This is a genomic window from Pseudomonas pichavaramensis, from assembly GCF_050473265.1.
Taxonomy (GTDB): Bacteria; Pseudomonadota; Gammaproteobacteria; order Pseudomonadales; family Pseudomonadaceae; genus Aquipseudomonas.
In genome coordinates, this window is record NZ_JBJKFJ010000008.1 from 59,035 (window position 1) to 73,550 (window position 14,516).

At 63.5% G+C, this 14,516-nt stretch carries 16 protein-coding genes and 1 pseudogene; 12 read left to right on the forward strand and 5 right to left on the reverse strand.

The window, feature by feature from the left end; all coding sequences use genetic code 11:
* Positions 1-108 precede the first annotated feature (108 nt).
* From ftsY to ACJRW5_RS14500, 5 genes are all read left to right on the forward strand, one after another.
* Complete coding sequence (gene ftsY, locus ACJRW5_RS14480) at positions 109-1,458, forward strand: signal recognition particle-docking protein FtsY (protein ID WP_484571207.1); 1,350 nt, start codon at positions 109-111, stop codon at positions 1,456-1,458.
* Positions 1,455-2,123 (forward strand): cell division ATP-binding protein FtsE, encoded by a 669-nt coding sequence (gene ftsE, locus ACJRW5_RS14485; protein ID WP_484571208.1) that lies wholly within the window; start codon positions 1,455-1,457, stop codon positions 2,121-2,123. Before ftsY ends, ftsE begins: the two co-directional genes overlap by 4 nt.
* Positions 2,123-3,139: a permease-like cell division protein FtsX gene (ftsX, locus tag ACJRW5_RS14490; protein WP_484571209.1), complete on the forward strand. Its 1,017-nt coding sequence runs from the start codon at positions 2,123-2,125 to the stop codon at positions 3,137-3,139. Before ftsE ends, ftsX begins: the two co-directional genes overlap by 1 nt.
* Before the next feature lie 128 nt (positions 3,140-3,267).
* A complete protein-coding gene (gene rpoH, locus ACJRW5_RS14495; protein WP_484571210.1) occupies positions 3,268-4,122 on the forward strand; it encodes an RNA polymerase sigma factor RpoH in 855 nt (284 codons plus the stop codon).
* Positions 4,123-4,185: 63 nt separating this feature from the next.
* Complete coding sequence (locus ACJRW5_RS14500; RefSeq protein ID WP_484571211.1) at positions 4,186-4,797, forward strand: hypothetical protein; 612 nt, start codon at positions 4,186-4,188, stop codon at positions 4,795-4,797.
* A gap of 130 nt (positions 4,798-4,927) precedes the next feature.
* On the opposite strand, the gene mtgA is transcribed toward ACJRW5_RS14500, so the two are convergent.
* The gene (mtgA, locus tag ACJRW5_RS14505; RefSeq protein ID WP_484571212.1) at positions 4,928-5,656 is read right to left on the reverse strand and encodes a monofunctional biosynthetic peptidoglycan transglycosylase; all 729 of its coding nucleotides are present in this window, start codon (positions 5,654-5,656) and stop codon (positions 4,928-4,930) included.
* 308 nt (positions 5,657-5,964) lie between these two features.
* On the opposite strand from mtgA, the gene ACJRW5_RS14510 reads away from it, so the two are divergent.
* From ACJRW5_RS14510 to ACJRW5_RS14540, 7 genes and pseudogenes are all read left to right on the forward strand, one after another.
* On the forward strand, positions 5,965-6,336 hold the full coding sequence (locus ACJRW5_RS14510; protein WP_484571213.1) for a DUF423 domain-containing protein: 372 nt from the start codon (positions 5,965-5,967) through the stop codon (positions 6,334-6,336).
* A 102-nt stretch (positions 6,337-6,438) separates the two neighbouring features.
* Positions 6,439-6,639, forward strand: coding sequence for a sulfur carrier protein ThiS (thiS, locus tag ACJRW5_RS14515; protein ID WP_484571214.1), 201 nt, complete (start codon positions 6,439-6,441; stop codon positions 6,637-6,639).
* A gap of 19 nt (positions 6,640-6,658) precedes the next feature.
* Positions 6,659-7,453, forward strand: a complete 795-nt coding sequence (locus tag ACJRW5_RS14520) for a thiazole synthase (RefSeq protein ID WP_484571215.1) — start codon at positions 6,659-6,661, stop codon at positions 7,451-7,453.
* A gap of 93 nt (positions 7,454-7,546) precedes the next feature.
* Positions 7,547-8,263 (forward strand): tRNA (guanosine(46)-N7)-methyltransferase TrmB, encoded by a 717-nt coding sequence (trmB, locus tag ACJRW5_RS14525; RefSeq protein WP_484571216.1) that lies wholly within the window; start codon positions 7,547-7,549, stop codon positions 8,261-8,263.
* Between the two features lie 178 nt (positions 8,264-8,441).
* Positions 8,442-9,785: a DUF1329 domain-containing protein gene (locus tag ACJRW5_RS14530; protein ID WP_484571217.1), complete on the forward strand. Its 1,344-nt coding sequence runs from the start codon at positions 8,442-8,444 to the stop codon at positions 9,783-9,785.
* 400 nt (positions 9,786-10,185) lie between these two features.
* Positions 10,186-11,043, forward strand: a pseudogene (locus ACJRW5_RS14535) (cache domain-containing protein); the annotation flags it as partial.
* 27 nt (positions 11,044-11,070) lie between these two features.
* Positions 11,071-11,901, forward strand: coding sequence for a methyl-accepting chemotaxis protein (locus tag ACJRW5_RS14540; protein WP_484571386.1), 831 nt, complete (start codon positions 11,071-11,073; stop codon positions 11,899-11,901).
* 24 nt (positions 11,902-11,925) lie between these two features.
* Here the strand turns inward: ACJRW5_RS14540 and ACJRW5_RS14545 are convergent, their stop codons facing one another.
* From ACJRW5_RS14545 to ACJRW5_RS14560, 4 genes are all read right to left on the reverse strand, one after another.
* Positions 11,926-12,249: a DUF3392 domain-containing protein gene (locus tag ACJRW5_RS14545; protein WP_484571218.1), complete on the reverse strand. Its 324-nt coding sequence runs from the start codon at positions 12,247-12,249 to the stop codon at positions 11,926-11,928.
* 93 nt (positions 12,250-12,342) lie between these two features.
* Positions 12,343-13,503 carry a radical SAM family heme chaperone HemW gene (gene hemW, locus ACJRW5_RS14550; RefSeq protein ID WP_484571219.1) on the reverse strand — a complete coding sequence of 387 codons (1,161 nt, stop codon included), beginning with the start codon at positions 13,501-13,503 and terminating at the stop codon, positions 12,343-12,345.
* Complete coding sequence (rdgB, locus tag ACJRW5_RS14555) at positions 13,500-14,096, reverse strand: RdgB/HAM1 family non-canonical purine NTP pyrophosphatase (RefSeq protein ID WP_484571220.1); 597 nt, start codon at positions 14,094-14,096, stop codon at positions 13,500-13,502. The genes hemW and rdgB overlap by 4 nt, the downstream gene beginning before the upstream one ends.
* Positions 14,093-14,509 (reverse strand): DUF4426 domain-containing protein, encoded by a 417-nt coding sequence (locus ACJRW5_RS14560; RefSeq protein ID WP_484571221.1) that lies wholly within the window; start codon positions 14,507-14,509, stop codon positions 14,093-14,095. Before ACJRW5_RS14560 ends, rdgB begins: the two co-directional genes overlap by 4 nt.
* Between the last annotated feature and the right edge of the window lie 7 nt (positions 14,510-14,516).

Here is a 14,516-nt window from a genome sequence, read left to right on the forward strand (position 1 = left end):
GTACCGCCAGCGGGCGAAGAGGTGCTAGGATACCCCATCCTTTTCCGGGGCGGCGCAGCAAGGCTTTGCGGCCTGTGAGCGAACGCTCCCTTGAGATGCAAGCGACCCATGTTTGGTTCCAATGACGACAAGAAGTCGCCGGCCGATGCTGGCGCGCAGACCCCGCCTGTGACCGAAGAAAAGAAATCCCTGTTCAGTTGGTGGCGCAAGAAGCCCGCCGAGCCTGCGGCCGAGCCGACGCCGCCGGCCAATCCACCGGCTGCCGAGCCTGCTCCGCCAGCCGAGCCGCAAGCAGGCGAAACTGTCGAGTCGGTCGTTGCCGTGCCCGAGGCGGCGCCCGTTGTGCAGCCCGAGCCGCAGCCGGTGGAGGTTCCGCCTGCCGCCCCCGAAGTGGTCGAGCCTGTGCAGCAGACGCCCGCGCCTGAGTCGGTCGTCGCACCTGCACCTGCACCTGCACCTGCTCCCGAGCCCGAGCCCGAGCCAGCAGCGCAGCCGGTGGCCGTCGCCGCGCCGGCCACGCAGGAGAAACCCAGTTTCTTCGCCCGCCTCAAGCAGGGCCTGTCCAAGACCAGCGCCAGTCTCGGCGAGGGCATGGCCAGCCTGTTCCTCGGCAAGAAGGCGATCGACGACGACCTGCTCGACGACCTGGAAACCCGCCTGCTCACCGCCGATGTTGGCGTCGAGGCGACCACCGAGATCATCGGCAACCTGACCAAGCGCGTAGCGCGCAAGGAGCTGGCCGACAGCGGTGCGCTGTACAAGGCGCTGCAGGAAGAGCTGGTGACCCTGCTCAAACCGGTCGAGCAGCCGCTGCAGATCGACAAGGCCAAGCAGCCCTACGTGATCCTTGTGGTCGGGGTGAACGGCGTGGGCAAGACCACCACCATCGGCAAGCTGGCCAAGAAGCTGCAGCTCGAAGGCAAGAAGGTCATGCTCGCCGCCGGCGACACCTTCCGCGCCGCTGCCGTGGAGCAGCTGCAGGTCTGGGGTGAGCGCAACAACATTGGGGTTATCGCCCAGCACACCGGCGCCGACTCGGCCTCGGTGATCTTCGATGCGGTGCAGGCAGCCAAGTCGCGCGGCGTCGACGTGTTGATCGCCGACACCGCCGGGCGCCTGCACACCAAGGACAACCTGATGGAAGAGCTGAAGAAGGTCCGTCGGGTGATCGGCAAACTGGATGACACCGCGCCGCACGAAGTGCTGCTGGTACTTGACGCCGGCACCGGACAGAACGCCATCAGCCAGGCCAAGCAGTTCAACCAGACAGTGAACCTCACCGGCCTGGCGTTGACCAAGCTCGACGGCACCGCCAAGGGCGGCGTCATCTTCGCCCTGGCCAAGCAGTTCGGCCTGCCGATTCGCTATATCGGCGTAGGTGAAGGCATCGATGATCTGCGTCCGTTCCAGGCGCAGGACTTCGTCCAGGCACTCTTCGAGGAGCGTGAACGCAGATGATCCGATTCGAGCAGGTCGCCAAGCGTTATCCCAACGGCCATGTCGGGCTGCACGAACTGACCTTCCGCGTTCGCCCCGGCGAGTTTCTCTTCGTCACCGGTCACTCCGGTGCCGGCAAGAGCACGCTGCTGCGCCTGCTGCTGGCGATGGAGCGCCCCACCAGCGGCAAGCTGCTGCTGGCCGGGCAGGACCTGTCGACCATCACCAACGCGCAGATTCCCTTCCTGCGCCGGCAGATCGGTGTGGTGTTCCAGAATCACCAGTTGCTGTTCGACCGCACGGTGTACGACAACGTCGCCCTGCCGCTGCAGATTCTCGGTCTGTCCAAGCCCGACATTGCCAAGCGCGTCGGCGCTGCGCTGGAGCGCGTCAGCCTCAGCGACAAGGCCGCCCAGGCACCGGGCGATCTTTCTACCGGTCAGCAGCAGCGCGTCGGCATCGCCCGCGCCATCGTCCATCGCCCGGCACTGCTGCTGGCGGACGAACCCACCGGTAACCTCGACCCGCGTCTGGCCGCGGAGATCATGGGCGTGTTCGAAGACATCAATCAGCTCGGTACCACGGTGCTGATCGCCAGCCACGACCTGGCCCTGATCGCGCGCATGCGCCAGCGCATGCTCACCCTGCAACGTGGCCGCCTGATCGGCGACGGGGAGGCGGCCTGATGAGTGCGTCGAAGATGCCCACGCCACAACCGGCCGAGCGCGTCGGCGCGGCGCCGCGGAACAAGGTGGCGGATCGCCCGGCGGACGAGCCGGATTTTCGCACCCTGTTCCACGCCTGGCTGGAAAGCCACCGAGCCAGCGTTGTCGACAGCCTGCGCCGCCTCGCGCGCCAGCCCATCGGCAGCTTCTTCACCTGCCTGGTGATGGCCGTGGCGCTGAGCATGCCTATGGGGCTGTCGCTGCTGCTGGACAACGTCGAAAAGCTCGGCGGCTCCTGGCAGCGTGCGGCGCAAATTTCCCTGTTCCTCGACCTGTCCGCCAGTGAGCGCGACGGCCAGGCGCTGCGCGAGCATATCACGGCGATGGACGATGTTGCCGAGGTCGACTGGATCAGCCGAGAACAGGCGCTGGAGGAGTTCCAGCAACTGTCCGGCCTCGGCCAGGCGCTCAAGGAACTGCCGGAGAACCCGCTGCCCGGCGTGGTGCTGGTGACGCCCAAGGAAGTCGACAAGGCCAAGCTGGAAGCCCTGCGCCAGCGTCTGGCCGAGCTGCCCAAGGTGGAGCAGGCGCAACTGGATCTGGTCTGGGTCGAGCGCCTGACGGCGATTCTCAAACTGGGTGACCGCTTCGTCTTCGGCCTCAGCGTGCTGCTGATCCTGGCGCTGCTGCTGGTGATCGGTAACACCATCCGCCTGCATATCGAGAACCGCCGTGCCGAGATCGAGGTGATCAAGCTGGTCGGTGGCACCGACGGCTATGTGCGCCGGCCCTTCCTTTATATGGGCGCGTTGTACGGTTTCGGCGCCGGCATCTTCGCCTGGCTGCTGCTGGCCTTCGGGCTGGATTGGCTGAACGATGCTGTAGTACGTTTGGCCGGTCTTTACGGTAGCGATTTCGCGCTGGGTGGCGTACCTTCGGGCGACGGTTTTTCGCTGCTGCTCGGTGCCGTGCTGTTGGGCTATATTGGCGCCTGGCTGGCGGTGGCGCGTCACCTCAACGAACTCGCCCCTCGCTGAGGCTGAACGTAAGCTGACAAGTCATTGTTTTGGTTGATGTTGACTATCTCTCAGGGAACTTATCCACAGGCCCTGCATCAGATAGCGCAGTGCTACACTGCACGAGTTTTGTGAATCGGAGGGTTCGAATGTCCACTTCCTTGCAACCTGTTCATGCTCTGGTTCCAGGCGCCAACCTGGAAGCGTACGTGCATGCGGTCAACAGCATTCCGCTGCTGACGCCCGAGCAGGAGCGTGAACTGGCCGAAAATCTCTACTACCAGCAGGATCTCGACGCCGCCCGCCAGATGGTGCTGGCGCACCTGCGCTTCGTGGTGCATATCGCCCGCAGCTACTCCGGCTATGGTCTGGCCCAGGCTGACCTGATCCAGGAAGGCAACGTCGGCCTGATGAAGGCGGTCAAGCGCTTCAACCCGGAAATGGGTGTGCGCCTGGTGTCCTTCGCCGTGCACTGGATCCGCGCCGAGATCCACGAGTTCATCCTGAAGAACTGGCGCATTGTCAAAGTGGCCACCACCAAGGCCCAGCGCAAGCTGTTCTTCAACCTGCGCAGCCAGAAGAAGCGTCTGGCCTGGCTGAACAACGATGAAGTGACCGCCGTGGCCGAGAGCCTGGGCGTCGAGCCGCATGAAGTGCGCGAGATGGAGAGCCGCCTGACCGGTCAGGACATGGCCTTCGATCCGGCCGCCGATGCCGACGACGACAGCGCCTACCAGTCGCCTGCGCACTACCTGGAAGACCATCGCTACGACCCGGCCCGCCAGCTCGAGGACGCCGACTGGAGCGACAGCTCCAGCAGCAACCTGCACGAAGCGCTGGAAAGCCTCGACGAGCGCAGCCGCGACATCCTCTATCAGCGCTGGTTGGCTGAAGAGAAAGCCACGCTGCATGACCTGGCTGCCAAGTACAACGTGTCGGCCGAGCGTATTCGTCAGCTGGAGAAGAACGCCATGAACAAGCTCAAGGGCAGCATCGCCGCCTGATCGTGACGTGTTAACCAAAGAAGCCGCACTCAGGTGCGGCTTTTTTCTGCCCGGAGAAATGCCATGAACAAACCGCCGTTGAAAGCGCAGCACTGGCTGGTTTTCGTTGTCGTGGCCGTATTGTTCTTCGCCTGGGGCGCCTGGTTGATGCGCAGTACGGAGATTCGCCCGGTGGCCAATCTGCAGCAGTGGCGAGATACGTTGTTGCAGCCGCTGGCGGACGACCAACTGACGCTGCGTGATCTGCTGGCGCTGGCGCCGGGCGAGCTGTGGCTGCAGCCGCGCCTGGATGGCGCGCGCTTGTACTATCGCGCGACGCTCGAAGGGGAAGAGGGTGAGTGGTCGCTGCAGGCTGAGCTGGCCTTGAGCCCCGCTCAGCGCGACAGTCTGGTCGCTGCACAAGGCCTGAAGGCAGGCGATACCGAATCAGCTCTGGATGAGTCGCTGGCCCGGCAGATTGCCGGTTTCGCTATCGCCAGTCTCAGTCTGCAAGCACCGGATGCCCTGGCCAGTGAGCGCCTCGCTGCCAGCCTCGGGCAACCGCGCCTGACGTTGGAGCTGGCCGAGGGGCAGGCCAGGGTCTATCCGCAATGGGGGCTGACCGTGCATCTGCATGATGATGACGTCGCCTTGCTGCACGCCGTGCCCAAGCGCGCGTTCGCGCCTCACCGCTAGGGAGCTGGCTGCGCCGACCGACGTGGCCTGTTCGATCCGGCTGCGTCACTTTCGGTGCGCACGGCGCACCCTACATCGCTCGCCTGCACGCCCGTAGGGTGCGCCGCGCGCATCGACTACAGCAGCGTTTCTACAGCCAGCGCGGCCACCAGTGCGGATAGTCCGGCTTGAGCTGGTTGAGATAGTGACCGCCCCCCAGCTGGTTCATCTGCTGGCGAATCCAGGCAGCACGGCGGGCCACATATGCGTCCGGGCGGCCGGCGCTCCAGCGTAGCGGATTGGGCAGCACTGCAGCCAACTGGCTGGCCTGCTGGCGATTCAGATAGGGTGCACCGACGCCGAAATGGTGCTGAGCGGCGGCCTCGGCGCCGAAGATGCCGTCCCCCCATTCCACGCTGTTGAGGTACACCTCGAGAATGCGCTCCTTCGACCAGAGCAGCTCGATCAGCGCGGTAAACCAGGCTTCCAGGCCCTTGCGCAGCCAGCTACGGCCGGACCAGAGGAACAGGTTCTTCGCCACCTGCTGACTCAGCGTGCTGGCGCCGCGCAGCGAGCCACCATTCTGGTTGTGCTGCAGGGCGGCCTGGATGGCACCAAGGTCGAAGCCCCAGTGGTTGGCGAACTTCTGGTCTTCCGCGGCGATCACCGCCATCTTCAGGTTGTCCGGCAGCTCGTTCCAGGGACGCCACTGGCGCTTCAGTTCGAGGGGCTGCTCGCTGCCCCAGGACTCGATCTTGCGTTCGATCATCAGCGCCGTGCCGGGCGGCGGCACCCAGCGCAGGGCGAGCACCAACAGCACGCTGGCCAGGATCAGCCAGAGCAGCAGTTTCAGCAGGCGGCGGGTCAGTGCTCGGAGCATGAGTGTTCGCAGTTATGGAATCAGCCGCTATTAAAACAAAAAATCGCCTGGAGCGATTTTTGACGTCGCTTGCGACGGCCCGGAGGGTTGCCGCCAGGGATGGCAGGTAGCAAAAAATCGCCTGGAGCGATTTTTGACGTCGCTCTGCGACTGCCCGAAGGGTTGCCGCCAGGGACGGCAGGCACCAGAAAGTGCTCAGGGCATTCTCGCGACCGCGCAGGATTGAGCGCAGGTGTGACAATAACAACCGTTTCGCTCTTGGGCTCAATGGTTAAACTGCGTGCACCTTGATCTCATCAGGAGTTTTCATGGCCCGTCTCTGGCTGCTGTTATCCGCTTTTGCCGGTTTTACCGGTGTCGCCCTGGGCGCCTTCGCTGCGCATGGTCTTAAGCACAAACTGACACCCGATTATCTGGCGGTTTTCCAGACGGGGACGCATTACCAGTTGATCCATGCGCTGGCGCTGTTCGGCGTCGGCCTGCTGGCGCTGCATGCGCCCGGACGACTGGTGAACCTGGCGGGCGGCGCCTTTGCCCTGGGTATCCTGCTGTTCTCCGGCAGCCTTTATCTGCTTACCCTGAGTGGCGTCGGCAAGCTGGGGATCATTACTCCGTTCGGCGGGCTCGCCTTCCTGGTTGGCTGGCTGTGTCTGGGGTTGGCCGCCTGGAAACTGACCTGACCCTGGCGTCAGAAATGAGGACCAATGGCGCCATTTAGCCTTGGTAGTGGCCAGTTAACGGGCTAGAATGCCGGCCCTCTTTCTAGTTATGACCGAGCCGTCATGCGCATTCAGTTGAATGGTGAACCCTTCGAACTGCCGGAAAATCAGAGCGTCGCCGACCTGTTGGTTCGCCTCGATCTGACCGGCCGTCGTGTGGCGGTCGAGCTCAACCTGGACATCGTTCCACGCAGCCAACACGACAGCACCCTGCTCGCCGAGGGCGATCAGGTCGAAGTGGTGCACGCCATCGGTGGCGGTTGATCCCCTTGAGGAGTTTCCCATGAGCCAAGTTCGCAACGACAAGCCCTTCGTGTTGGCCGGTCGTACCTACCAGTCGCGTCTGTTGGTCGGCACCGGCAAGTACAAGGATATGGACGAAACCCGCGATGCCATCGCTGCCTCCGGCGCCGAGATCGTTACCGTGGCGGTGCGCCGTACCAACATTGGTCAGAATCCCGATGAGCCGAACCTGCTCGACGTGATCAGCCCTGACAAGTACACCATTCTGCCTAACACAGCCGGCTGCTTTGATGCGGTCGAGGCCGTGCGCACCTGCCGTCTGGCCCGTGAGCTGCTCGATGGCCACAATCTGGTGAAGCTGGAAGTGCTGGCTGACCAGAAGACCCTGTTCCCCAACGTCATCGAGACCATCAAGGCCGCCGAAGTGCTGGTCAAGGACGGTTTCGACGTGATGGTGTACACCAGCGATGACCCGATCATTGCCCGCCAGCTGGCCGAGATCGGCTGCATCGCGGTGATGCCGCTGGCTGGTCTGATCGGCTCGGGTCTGGGCATCTGCAACCCGTACAACCTGCGCATTATCCTCGAAGAAGCCAAGGTGCCGGTGCTGGTCGATGCTGGCGTGGGCACCGCGTCCGATGCGGCCATCGCCATGGAACTGGGCTGCGAGGCGGTGCTGCTCAACAGCGCCATCGCTCACGCGCAGGACCCGATTCTCATGGCGCGTGCCATGCAGCACGCGGTCGAAGCCGGTCGTCTGGCCTATCTTGCCGGGCGTATGCCGAAGAAACTCTATGCCAGCGCCTCGTCGCCGCTGGATGGTCTGATCAAGTAAGAGCGATTGGCTGCGCGTCGGCCCTGCGGCGTTTACCTCAGACGTGCAGGACGCCGGCCGCCAGTTGTTAAGCACCCACTCAAAGAGCACAGCATGACCGATACCCAACAGCCCGAACTGACCGAAGACGGTCGCCAGCGCCGCGCGATCAAGAGCTTCGTGATGCGTGCCGGACGCATGACCGAGGGCCAGCAGCGCGGCCTCGACAAGGGCTGGCCGCTGTTTGGCCTGGAGTTGGAAGACGGCTTGCGCGACTTCGATCAGGTGTTCGGCCGCAGTGCGCCGCGTACCTTCGAGATCGGTTTCGGTATGGGCCACTCCACCCTGGAAATGGCTGCAGCCGCGCCGGAGCATGACTTTATCGGTGTCGAGGTGCACAAGCCGGGTGTCGGCGCCCTGCTCAATGGCGCCATGACGCAGAACCTGAGCAATCTGCGGGTATACAGCTGCGACGCTATCGAGGTGCTCAAGACCTGTGTGGCCGATGCCAGCCTGGATCGCGTCTTGCTGTTCTTCCCGGACCCTTGGCACAAGGCCCGTCATCACAAGCGCCGCATCGTTCAGCCGGCTTTCGCCGAGCTGGTGCGCAGCAAGCTGAAGATCGGTGGCGTGCTGCACATGGCAACCGATTGGGAGAACTACGCCGAGCACATGCTCGAAGTGATGAATGCTGCACCGGGTTACCGCAATCTGGCCGCCGACGGCACCTACGTGCCGCGTCCCGAGGAGCGTCCGGTAACCAAGTTCGAGCGCCGTGGCGAACGCCTCGGGCACGGTGTGTGGGACCTCAAGTTCCAGCGCCAGGAGTGATACTTCCCTGTTCCTGTGCATAGGATGCATTGGATCAGAACCGGCAGGATGCACGATTAGATCGGATAAACCGACGGCCAGGATGGCACCTCACCGCAAAACACAACAACGATAAGCACGCCTGCAGGGCGTGCACGTATTGGCGATGCCGCTGTAATGGTGTCGCAAGGAGAGCATTGTGTTGAGATCGGTTTCCTTTCTTCTGCTGACTGCCCTGACGTTTCAGGTGCAGGCCAAGGTCGACAGCAACCAGGCCGCGCGTCTGGGGCAGGATCTGACCCCGCTGGGTGGCGAGCGCGCGGGCAATGCCAGCGGCACCATTCCAGCCTGGAGCGGTGGCCTGGCGAGTCCGCCTGCGGGTTACCAGGCGGGTATGCACCATCCTGATCCCTATGCTGGCGACCAGCTGTTATACCGCGTCGACAGCCAGAACCTGGCGCAATATGAGCAGCTGCTGCCAGTTGGTTTGCAGACGCTGCTGCAGCAGAACCCCAGCTTCTACCTGCGAGTGTTCCCCACCCGCCGCAGCGCTGCGGCGCCGCAACGGATCTACGATGCCACGCGCTTCAACGCGCTCAACGCCGAACTGATCTCCGGTGGCAATGGTGTGCAGGGTGCAGCGTCTGGCGTACCTTTCCCGTTGCCGCAAAATGGCCAGGAAGCCATCTGGAACCACATCATGCGCTACCGTGGCGACCAGATCAGCATGGTTACCAACCAGGCGGCGGTGCTTGCCAACGGCAGTTACAACCTGCTCAAGCTCGAGCGTGAGATCTACTTCCTCTACGGGCGTGATGGCGTAACTCCGCAGGATCTCGACAACACCCTGTTCTATTACAAGTACAAGGTGGTGGCCCCAGCCAAACTGGCCGGCTCGGCGCTGGTGGTGCAGGAAACCCTCGATCAGGTCTTGGCCATTCGCAAGGCCTGGCGCTTCAACCGCGGTGAGCGCCGTGTGCGTCGCCTGCCGATGCTCGCCTATGACACCCTGCAGCCGGACACCAACGGCATGGCAACCGCCGACCAGGTGGACTCCTACAACGGGGCGCCGGATCGTTATGAATGGCAGCTGCTGGGCAAGCGCGAGATGTTGATGCCCTATAACAGCTACGCCGTGCATCAGCGTGGCATTGGCTACGGCGATATCCTGCAGGCCAAGCACGTCAATCCGGAGCTGCTGCGTTATGAGCTGCACCGGGTCTGGGTGGTGGAGGCCGAGCTGCGCAAGGGCTTCAGTCACCCCTACGGTAAGCGTCGTTTCTATCTGGATGAGGACAGCTGGCAGATTCTTGCCGTTGACCTGTACGACCGCAGCGGTGAGCTGATCGGCCTGCAGGAAGCCCACCCGATCAGCTACTACGACGTGCCGATGTTCGGTTCGACCCTGGAGACCATCTACGACCTCAAGGGCGGCCGCTACTTCGCCGATGGGCTGGATAACAACGAGCCGATGTACGACTTCAACGCCAAGCTGAGCCCGCGTGACTTCACGCCGCAGGCGCTACGCCGCGAAGGCAACTGATCGCACAGCCGAGCATGATGGCCGCCTTCCGGGCGGCCTTTTCATTTCTGCTGTCAGGCAGTCGCGGCCTCTCTGGCTGGCGTGCTTCTGCCCGGAAAGATTGCCTGCGGCCTTCATTTCTCTGCGTCATTGGTCGCCTTTGCCTGGGTAGGCCCGGTTCGTGGCCGCCCGCGCTACGGCCTCTGCTTCGCCGTACGCCAGTAACGGAGTAGAGAGCATGAGCATCAAAGACTGGCCGTTGCGCCGCAAGATCATTCTGACCGCAGCCATCTTGATGTCGCTGGTAAGCATTGCCCTGATCTGGCAAAGCGTCAGTTCGCTGGGGAAAACGGTCAATGGCACGTTGCGCAGCGATATCGATGGCTTCGCGCAGTCCTTGTCGGTCAACCTCGGCAACTGGATGAATGACCGCATCACGGCGGTGAAAAGCACCTCCGACAGCCTGGTACAGCATCCGCAGATCGAGCCGCACATACTCTTGCAGCAGACCTGGGCCAGCTTCGCATTCAACATCACCTATCTGGGCACCACGGATGGGCGCATGCTGCAGAACGATCCGACGGTCATCCTGCAGAACTACGATCCCCGGCAGCGCAGCTGGTATCAGGGCGCAGAGAAGAGCAGCGGGCTGTTCATCAGCGATCCCTATGTGTCGCTGACCGACGGCAAGTACGTGGTCACCATCGCCTACCCGGCGCAGCGCAACGGTGCATTGATCGGTGTGGTCGGTGCCAACCTGACTCTCGATGCGCTGACCGATACGATCGGCAAGTTGAGTATTCCGGGGGACGGCTACGGGCTGCTGATCGACCGCAGCGGTCAGTTGATCGCCCACCCCGATGCCGAGTGGCGGACCAAGCTCGCCGCTGATTTCTCGCCCAGCCTGAGTGCCGATCAACTGCAATCGCTGGTGCAGCAGCGGCGCTTGCGTGAAGCCGATATCGGCGGGGCGCAGAGCCTGTTGTATGCCGTCGACATTCCCAATACGCGCTGGACGCTGGTCATGGTCATGGACAAGGCCACCGTGCTGGCGCCGATCCGTCATCAACTGCTGGTGCAGCTGGCGATTGGCAGCATCATGCTGCTGTTGGCCATCGGCGTGCTGACCTTGCTCAGTCGCGTGCTGTTTCGTGATCTTGAGCAGATCCGCACGAACCTCAATGCCATCGCCGCGGGCAATGGCGATCTGACCCGGCGCCTGCCGGTGAACTCCAACGACGAGATCGGCCAGCTGTCAGGCAGTTTCAATCGTTTCATCGACCAGTTGCACGGCATCATCAGCCGGATGCGCGATGTCTCCGTGGCGTTGTCGGGCGAATCCGGGCGGGCTGCCGAGGAAGCCGGGCGGCAGAACGATCGCGTGCAGCAACACCAGTCCGAGCTGCATCTGGTGGCCACTGCGGTGACCGAGATGGCTGCCGCTACGCAGGAGATTTCGCAGAATGCCGAGGTTGCATCGAACCAGGCCCTGGATTCGGTGAATCTCAGCGTCGAGGGCCGGCATCAGGTCGAGCGCAGCCAGTCGTCCATTTCCCAGCTGTCGGACGAGGTGGCCGGCGCCGGGCGCATCATCAACGAGCTGCAGCGGCATTCCCAGGAGATCAGTTCGATCCTGTCGACCATCGCCAGCATCGCGGATCAGACCAACCTGCTGGCGCTCAATGCGGCGATCGAGGCGGCTCGCGCCGGTGAGCACGGTCGGGGGTTCGCAGTGGTGGCCGATGAGGTGCGTGTGTTGTCGCGGCGTACCCATGAGTCGACCCAGGAAATTGCGTCGATGATCAACATGCTGCAGAGCACCACGCAGAAAGCGGTGGGGGTGATGGAAAGTGCCGGCGACAAGGCCGCGCAGAGTGTCTCCGATGCTCAGGCAGCGAGTGAGCTGCTACAGCGCGTAACCGACGCCGTAGGCGCGATCAATGACATGGCGGCGCAGATCGCCTCGGCTGCGGAAGAACAGGCTTCGGTGACCATCGAAGTGAACCGTAACACCGAGAACATTCGTGCCATGGGCGATGAAATGTCGGACAGCAGTCATGCTGCTTCGGTCGCTGCAGGCAAGCTGCAGGGACTGGGCCGACAGATCGGTGACGAAGTGGCGAAGTTCGTGCTGTGACGACTTCGCCGCCTGCGCATTGCGCTAGTTGCGGTCGGCGAGGATGCCGATCACCACGAAGATCAGAATCAGCACGGGTGCCAGGGTGAAGTTGTTGAAATAGGTCAGGCCCTTGGTCAGCCAGGGCGTGAGGAAGATGATCGCTAGGCCATAGCCGACCGCGCAGAAGATCACGAACAGCAGGGTGCGCAGCACGAAGTTGAGATTGCCGATGGTGCGCTGGACCCAGGCATTGATAACCGGGCCGAACAGCACCAGCAGGGTAGCCATGATGGCCAGGGATATATCGCTGAGGTGGCTGCGACTCCAGCGAGACAGGGTGACGATCAGGTCCAGTAGCAGATCCATGCAGGCTCCTTGGTAACGGTCGGTGCAGCACAGCCAGCGGCTGCACGAGCGAAGCGCACAAGCCTACCGGATTGCGCGGGCTCAGTGGGTGATCTAGGCGAGGAACAGCTGCAGCAGGTCGTTGAGAAACAACTGGCCTTTGGCCGTGGCGACCAGGCGCGTGTCGTCGGCCTGCAGCAAGCCCAGGCGTTCGGCTTCGCGGCGTGCCTGCTCCAGCTGTTGCAGCGGCAGGCCGGTGCGTTGGCTGAACAGCTCGGCCGCTGCGCCCTCGGTCAGGCGCAGCACGTTCATCAGGAACTCGAACGGCAGTTCGTCTGCCTCGAGCAGACGCTCGCCAGCCTGGTAGGCCTTGGCCGGGTCGAGATAGTCCTTGGGCAGGCGGGTTTTCCAGGTGCGCAGGATGCGTCCAGCCGGCGTGCTGAGCTTGGCGTGCGCACCAGCGCCGATGCCGAGAAAATCACCGAAGGTCCAGTAGTTGAGGTTGTGCCGCGCCTGCTTGCCCGGCTGGGCGTAGGCCGACACTTCGTACTGCGCGTAACCTTCGGCGGCGAGCAGGGCTTGGCCGGCCTCCTGGATGTCCCACAGCAGATCGTCTTCGGGAAGCTGCGGCGGCTGGCTCCAGAACACCGTGTTCGGCTCCATGGTCAGCTGGTACCAGGACAGGTGTGTCGGGGCCTGGGCAATCGCGGTGCGCAGGTCGAACAGGGCGTCCTCGATGCTCTGCTCGGGCAGGCCGTGCATCAGGTCGAGGTTGAAGTTGTCGAAGCCGGCGGCGCGCGCCATGTCGGCGGCGCGGATCGCCTCGTCGCCATTGTGGATACGGCCCAGCGCCTTGAGCTTGGCCTCCTGGAAACTCTGTACGCCAATCGACAGACGATTGATGCCAAGGTTGCGATAGGCCTTGAACTTGGCCTGTTCGAAGGTGCCGGGGTTGGCCTCCAGGGTGATCTCGATGTCTGGCGCGAATGCCACGCGGCGCTCGACGCCTTCCAGCAGGCGGCCCAGGGCGCGGTCGGAGAACAGGCTGGGCGTGCCGCCACCGAAGAAGATCGAGGTCAGCGGCCGACCGTGGGCGTGCTGCAGATCGAGATCAAGGTCAGCGAGCAGGGCGTCGACGTACTCCTCTTCCGGCAGGGTCGGCCCGGCGGCGTGGGAGTTGAAGTCGCAATAGGGGCATTTGCGCACGCACCACGGAATGTGGATGTAGAGCGCGAGGGGCGGGAGCAGGAAGCCCCCGCCAGCGTTGTCGCTCATGCCAGCCCCAGACGCTGCTTGAGCAGGGCCATGGCGCGGGCACGGTGGCTCAATCGGTTCTTCTGCTCGGCTGGCAGTTCGGCGCTGGAGCAGCTGGTTTCCGGCACCCAGAACAGCGGGTCGTAGCCGAAGCCGTGTTCACCACGTGCCTCGTGCAGGATGCTGCCGTGCCACAGGCCTTCGCAGAGGATCGGCAGCGGGTCGTCGGCGTGCCGCACCAGGGCCAGGGCGCAGACGAACTGCGCGCCACGCTCGGCGTCCGGCACGTCTTTCAGGGCAGCGAGCAGTTTGGCGTTGTTCGCCGCATCACCCAGGCCGTCGGCATAGCGCGCGGAGTAGATGCCCGGCGCGCCGCCGAGGGCGTCCACGGCCAGGCCGGAGTCGTCGGCCAGTGCCGGCAGGCCGGAAATCCGCGCCGCGTTACGCGCCTTGAGGATGGCGTTCTCGACGAACGACAGGCCGGTCTCTTCCGGCTCTACCTGGCTGAACTCGCTGATCGAGCGCACGCGCACGGCATCGCCGAGCATGGCTTGCAGTTCTTTGAGTTTGCCGGCGTTGTGGCTGGCCAGTACCAGTTCGGTGAAGGGCATCATTCGTCCGGGAAGATTTCTTGGTTGAAGGTGATGCGGTGCGACTCGTCACCCTGGCGTACGTCGAGGGTGAAGGTCATCACTTCGCGGTTGCTGACGGGGAATTGCGCCACGTAATAGATGGCGCCGCTCTCGGTGATCTGGCGGAAGGTCAGCGCAGTGTCCTGGCCCAGCAGGTTCTTCACCTTACCGCTGACCTGCGCGGTGCTGGCCTTGCCGGCCTTGAGCACGGCGACGTTGACCACGCCTTGGGTCTTGCTGCGTGTGAGCCCGGTGGCTGCGGCGATGTCCGGCTGCAGAAAGCTGGAGTTGAACACGCTGTAATGCACGTCGAGATCGCCGAAGCTCTGCTTGCGTTCGGCGGCGGCTGGCAGGGCCAGGCACAGGGCGATCAGGAAGGGGATGATGCGGCGCATGATGTTC

Excerpts from the sequence above, each read along its gene's own strand:
- ftsY (WP_484571207.1), top strand. The coding sequence starts at position 109 with ATGTTTGGTTCCAATGACGACAAGAAGTCGCCGGCCGATGCTGGCGCG.
- ftsE (WP_484571208.1), top strand. The coding sequence starts at position 1,455 with ATGATCCGATTCGAGCAGGTCGCCAAGCGTTATCCCAACGGCCATGTC.
- ftsX (WP_484571209.1), top strand. The coding sequence starts at position 2,123 with ATGAGTGCGTCGAAGATGCCCACGCCACAACCGGCCGAGCGCGTCGGC.
- rpoH (WP_484571210.1), top strand. The coding sequence starts at position 3,268 with ATGTCCACTTCCTTGCAACCTGTTCATGCTCTGGTTCCAGGCGCCAAC.
- ACJRW5_RS14500 (WP_484571211.1), top strand. The coding sequence starts at position 4,186 with ATGAACAAACCGCCGTTGAAAGCGCAGCACTGGCTGGTTTTCGTTGTC.
- mtgA (WP_484571212.1), bottom strand. The coding sequence starts at position 5,656 with ATGCTCCGAGCACTGACCCGCCGCCTGCTGAAACTGCTGCTCTGGCTG.
- ACJRW5_RS14510 (WP_484571213.1), top strand. The coding sequence starts at position 5,965 with ATGGCCCGTCTCTGGCTGCTGTTATCCGCTTTTGCCGGTTTTACCGGT.
- thiS (WP_484571214.1), top strand. The coding sequence starts at position 6,439 with ATGCGCATTCAGTTGAATGGTGAACCCTTCGAACTGCCGGAAAATCAG.
- ACJRW5_RS14520 (WP_484571215.1), top strand. The coding sequence starts at position 6,659 with ATGAGCCAAGTTCGCAACGACAAGCCCTTCGTGTTGGCCGGTCGTACC.
- trmB (WP_484571216.1), top strand. The coding sequence starts at position 7,547 with ATGACCGATACCCAACAGCCCGAACTGACCGAAGACGGTCGCCAGCGC.
- ACJRW5_RS14540 (WP_484571386.1), top strand. The coding sequence starts at position 11,071 with ATGCGCGATGTCTCCGTGGCGTTGTCGGGCGAATCCGGGCGGGCTGCC.
- ACJRW5_RS14545 (WP_484571218.1), bottom strand. The coding sequence starts at position 12,249 with ATGGATCTGCTACTGGACCTGATCGTCACCCTGTCTCGCTGGAGTCGC.
- hemW (WP_484571219.1), bottom strand. The coding sequence starts at position 13,503 with ATGAGCGACAACGCTGGCGGGGGCTTCCTGCTCCCGCCCCTCGCGCTC.
- rdgB (WP_484571220.1), bottom strand. The coding sequence starts at position 14,096 with ATGATGCCCTTCACCGAACTGGTACTGGCCAGCCACAACGCCGGCAAA.
- ACJRW5_RS14560 (WP_484571221.1), bottom strand. The coding sequence starts at position 14,509 with ATGCGCCGCATCATCCCCTTCCTGATCGCCCTGTGCCTGGCCCTGCCA.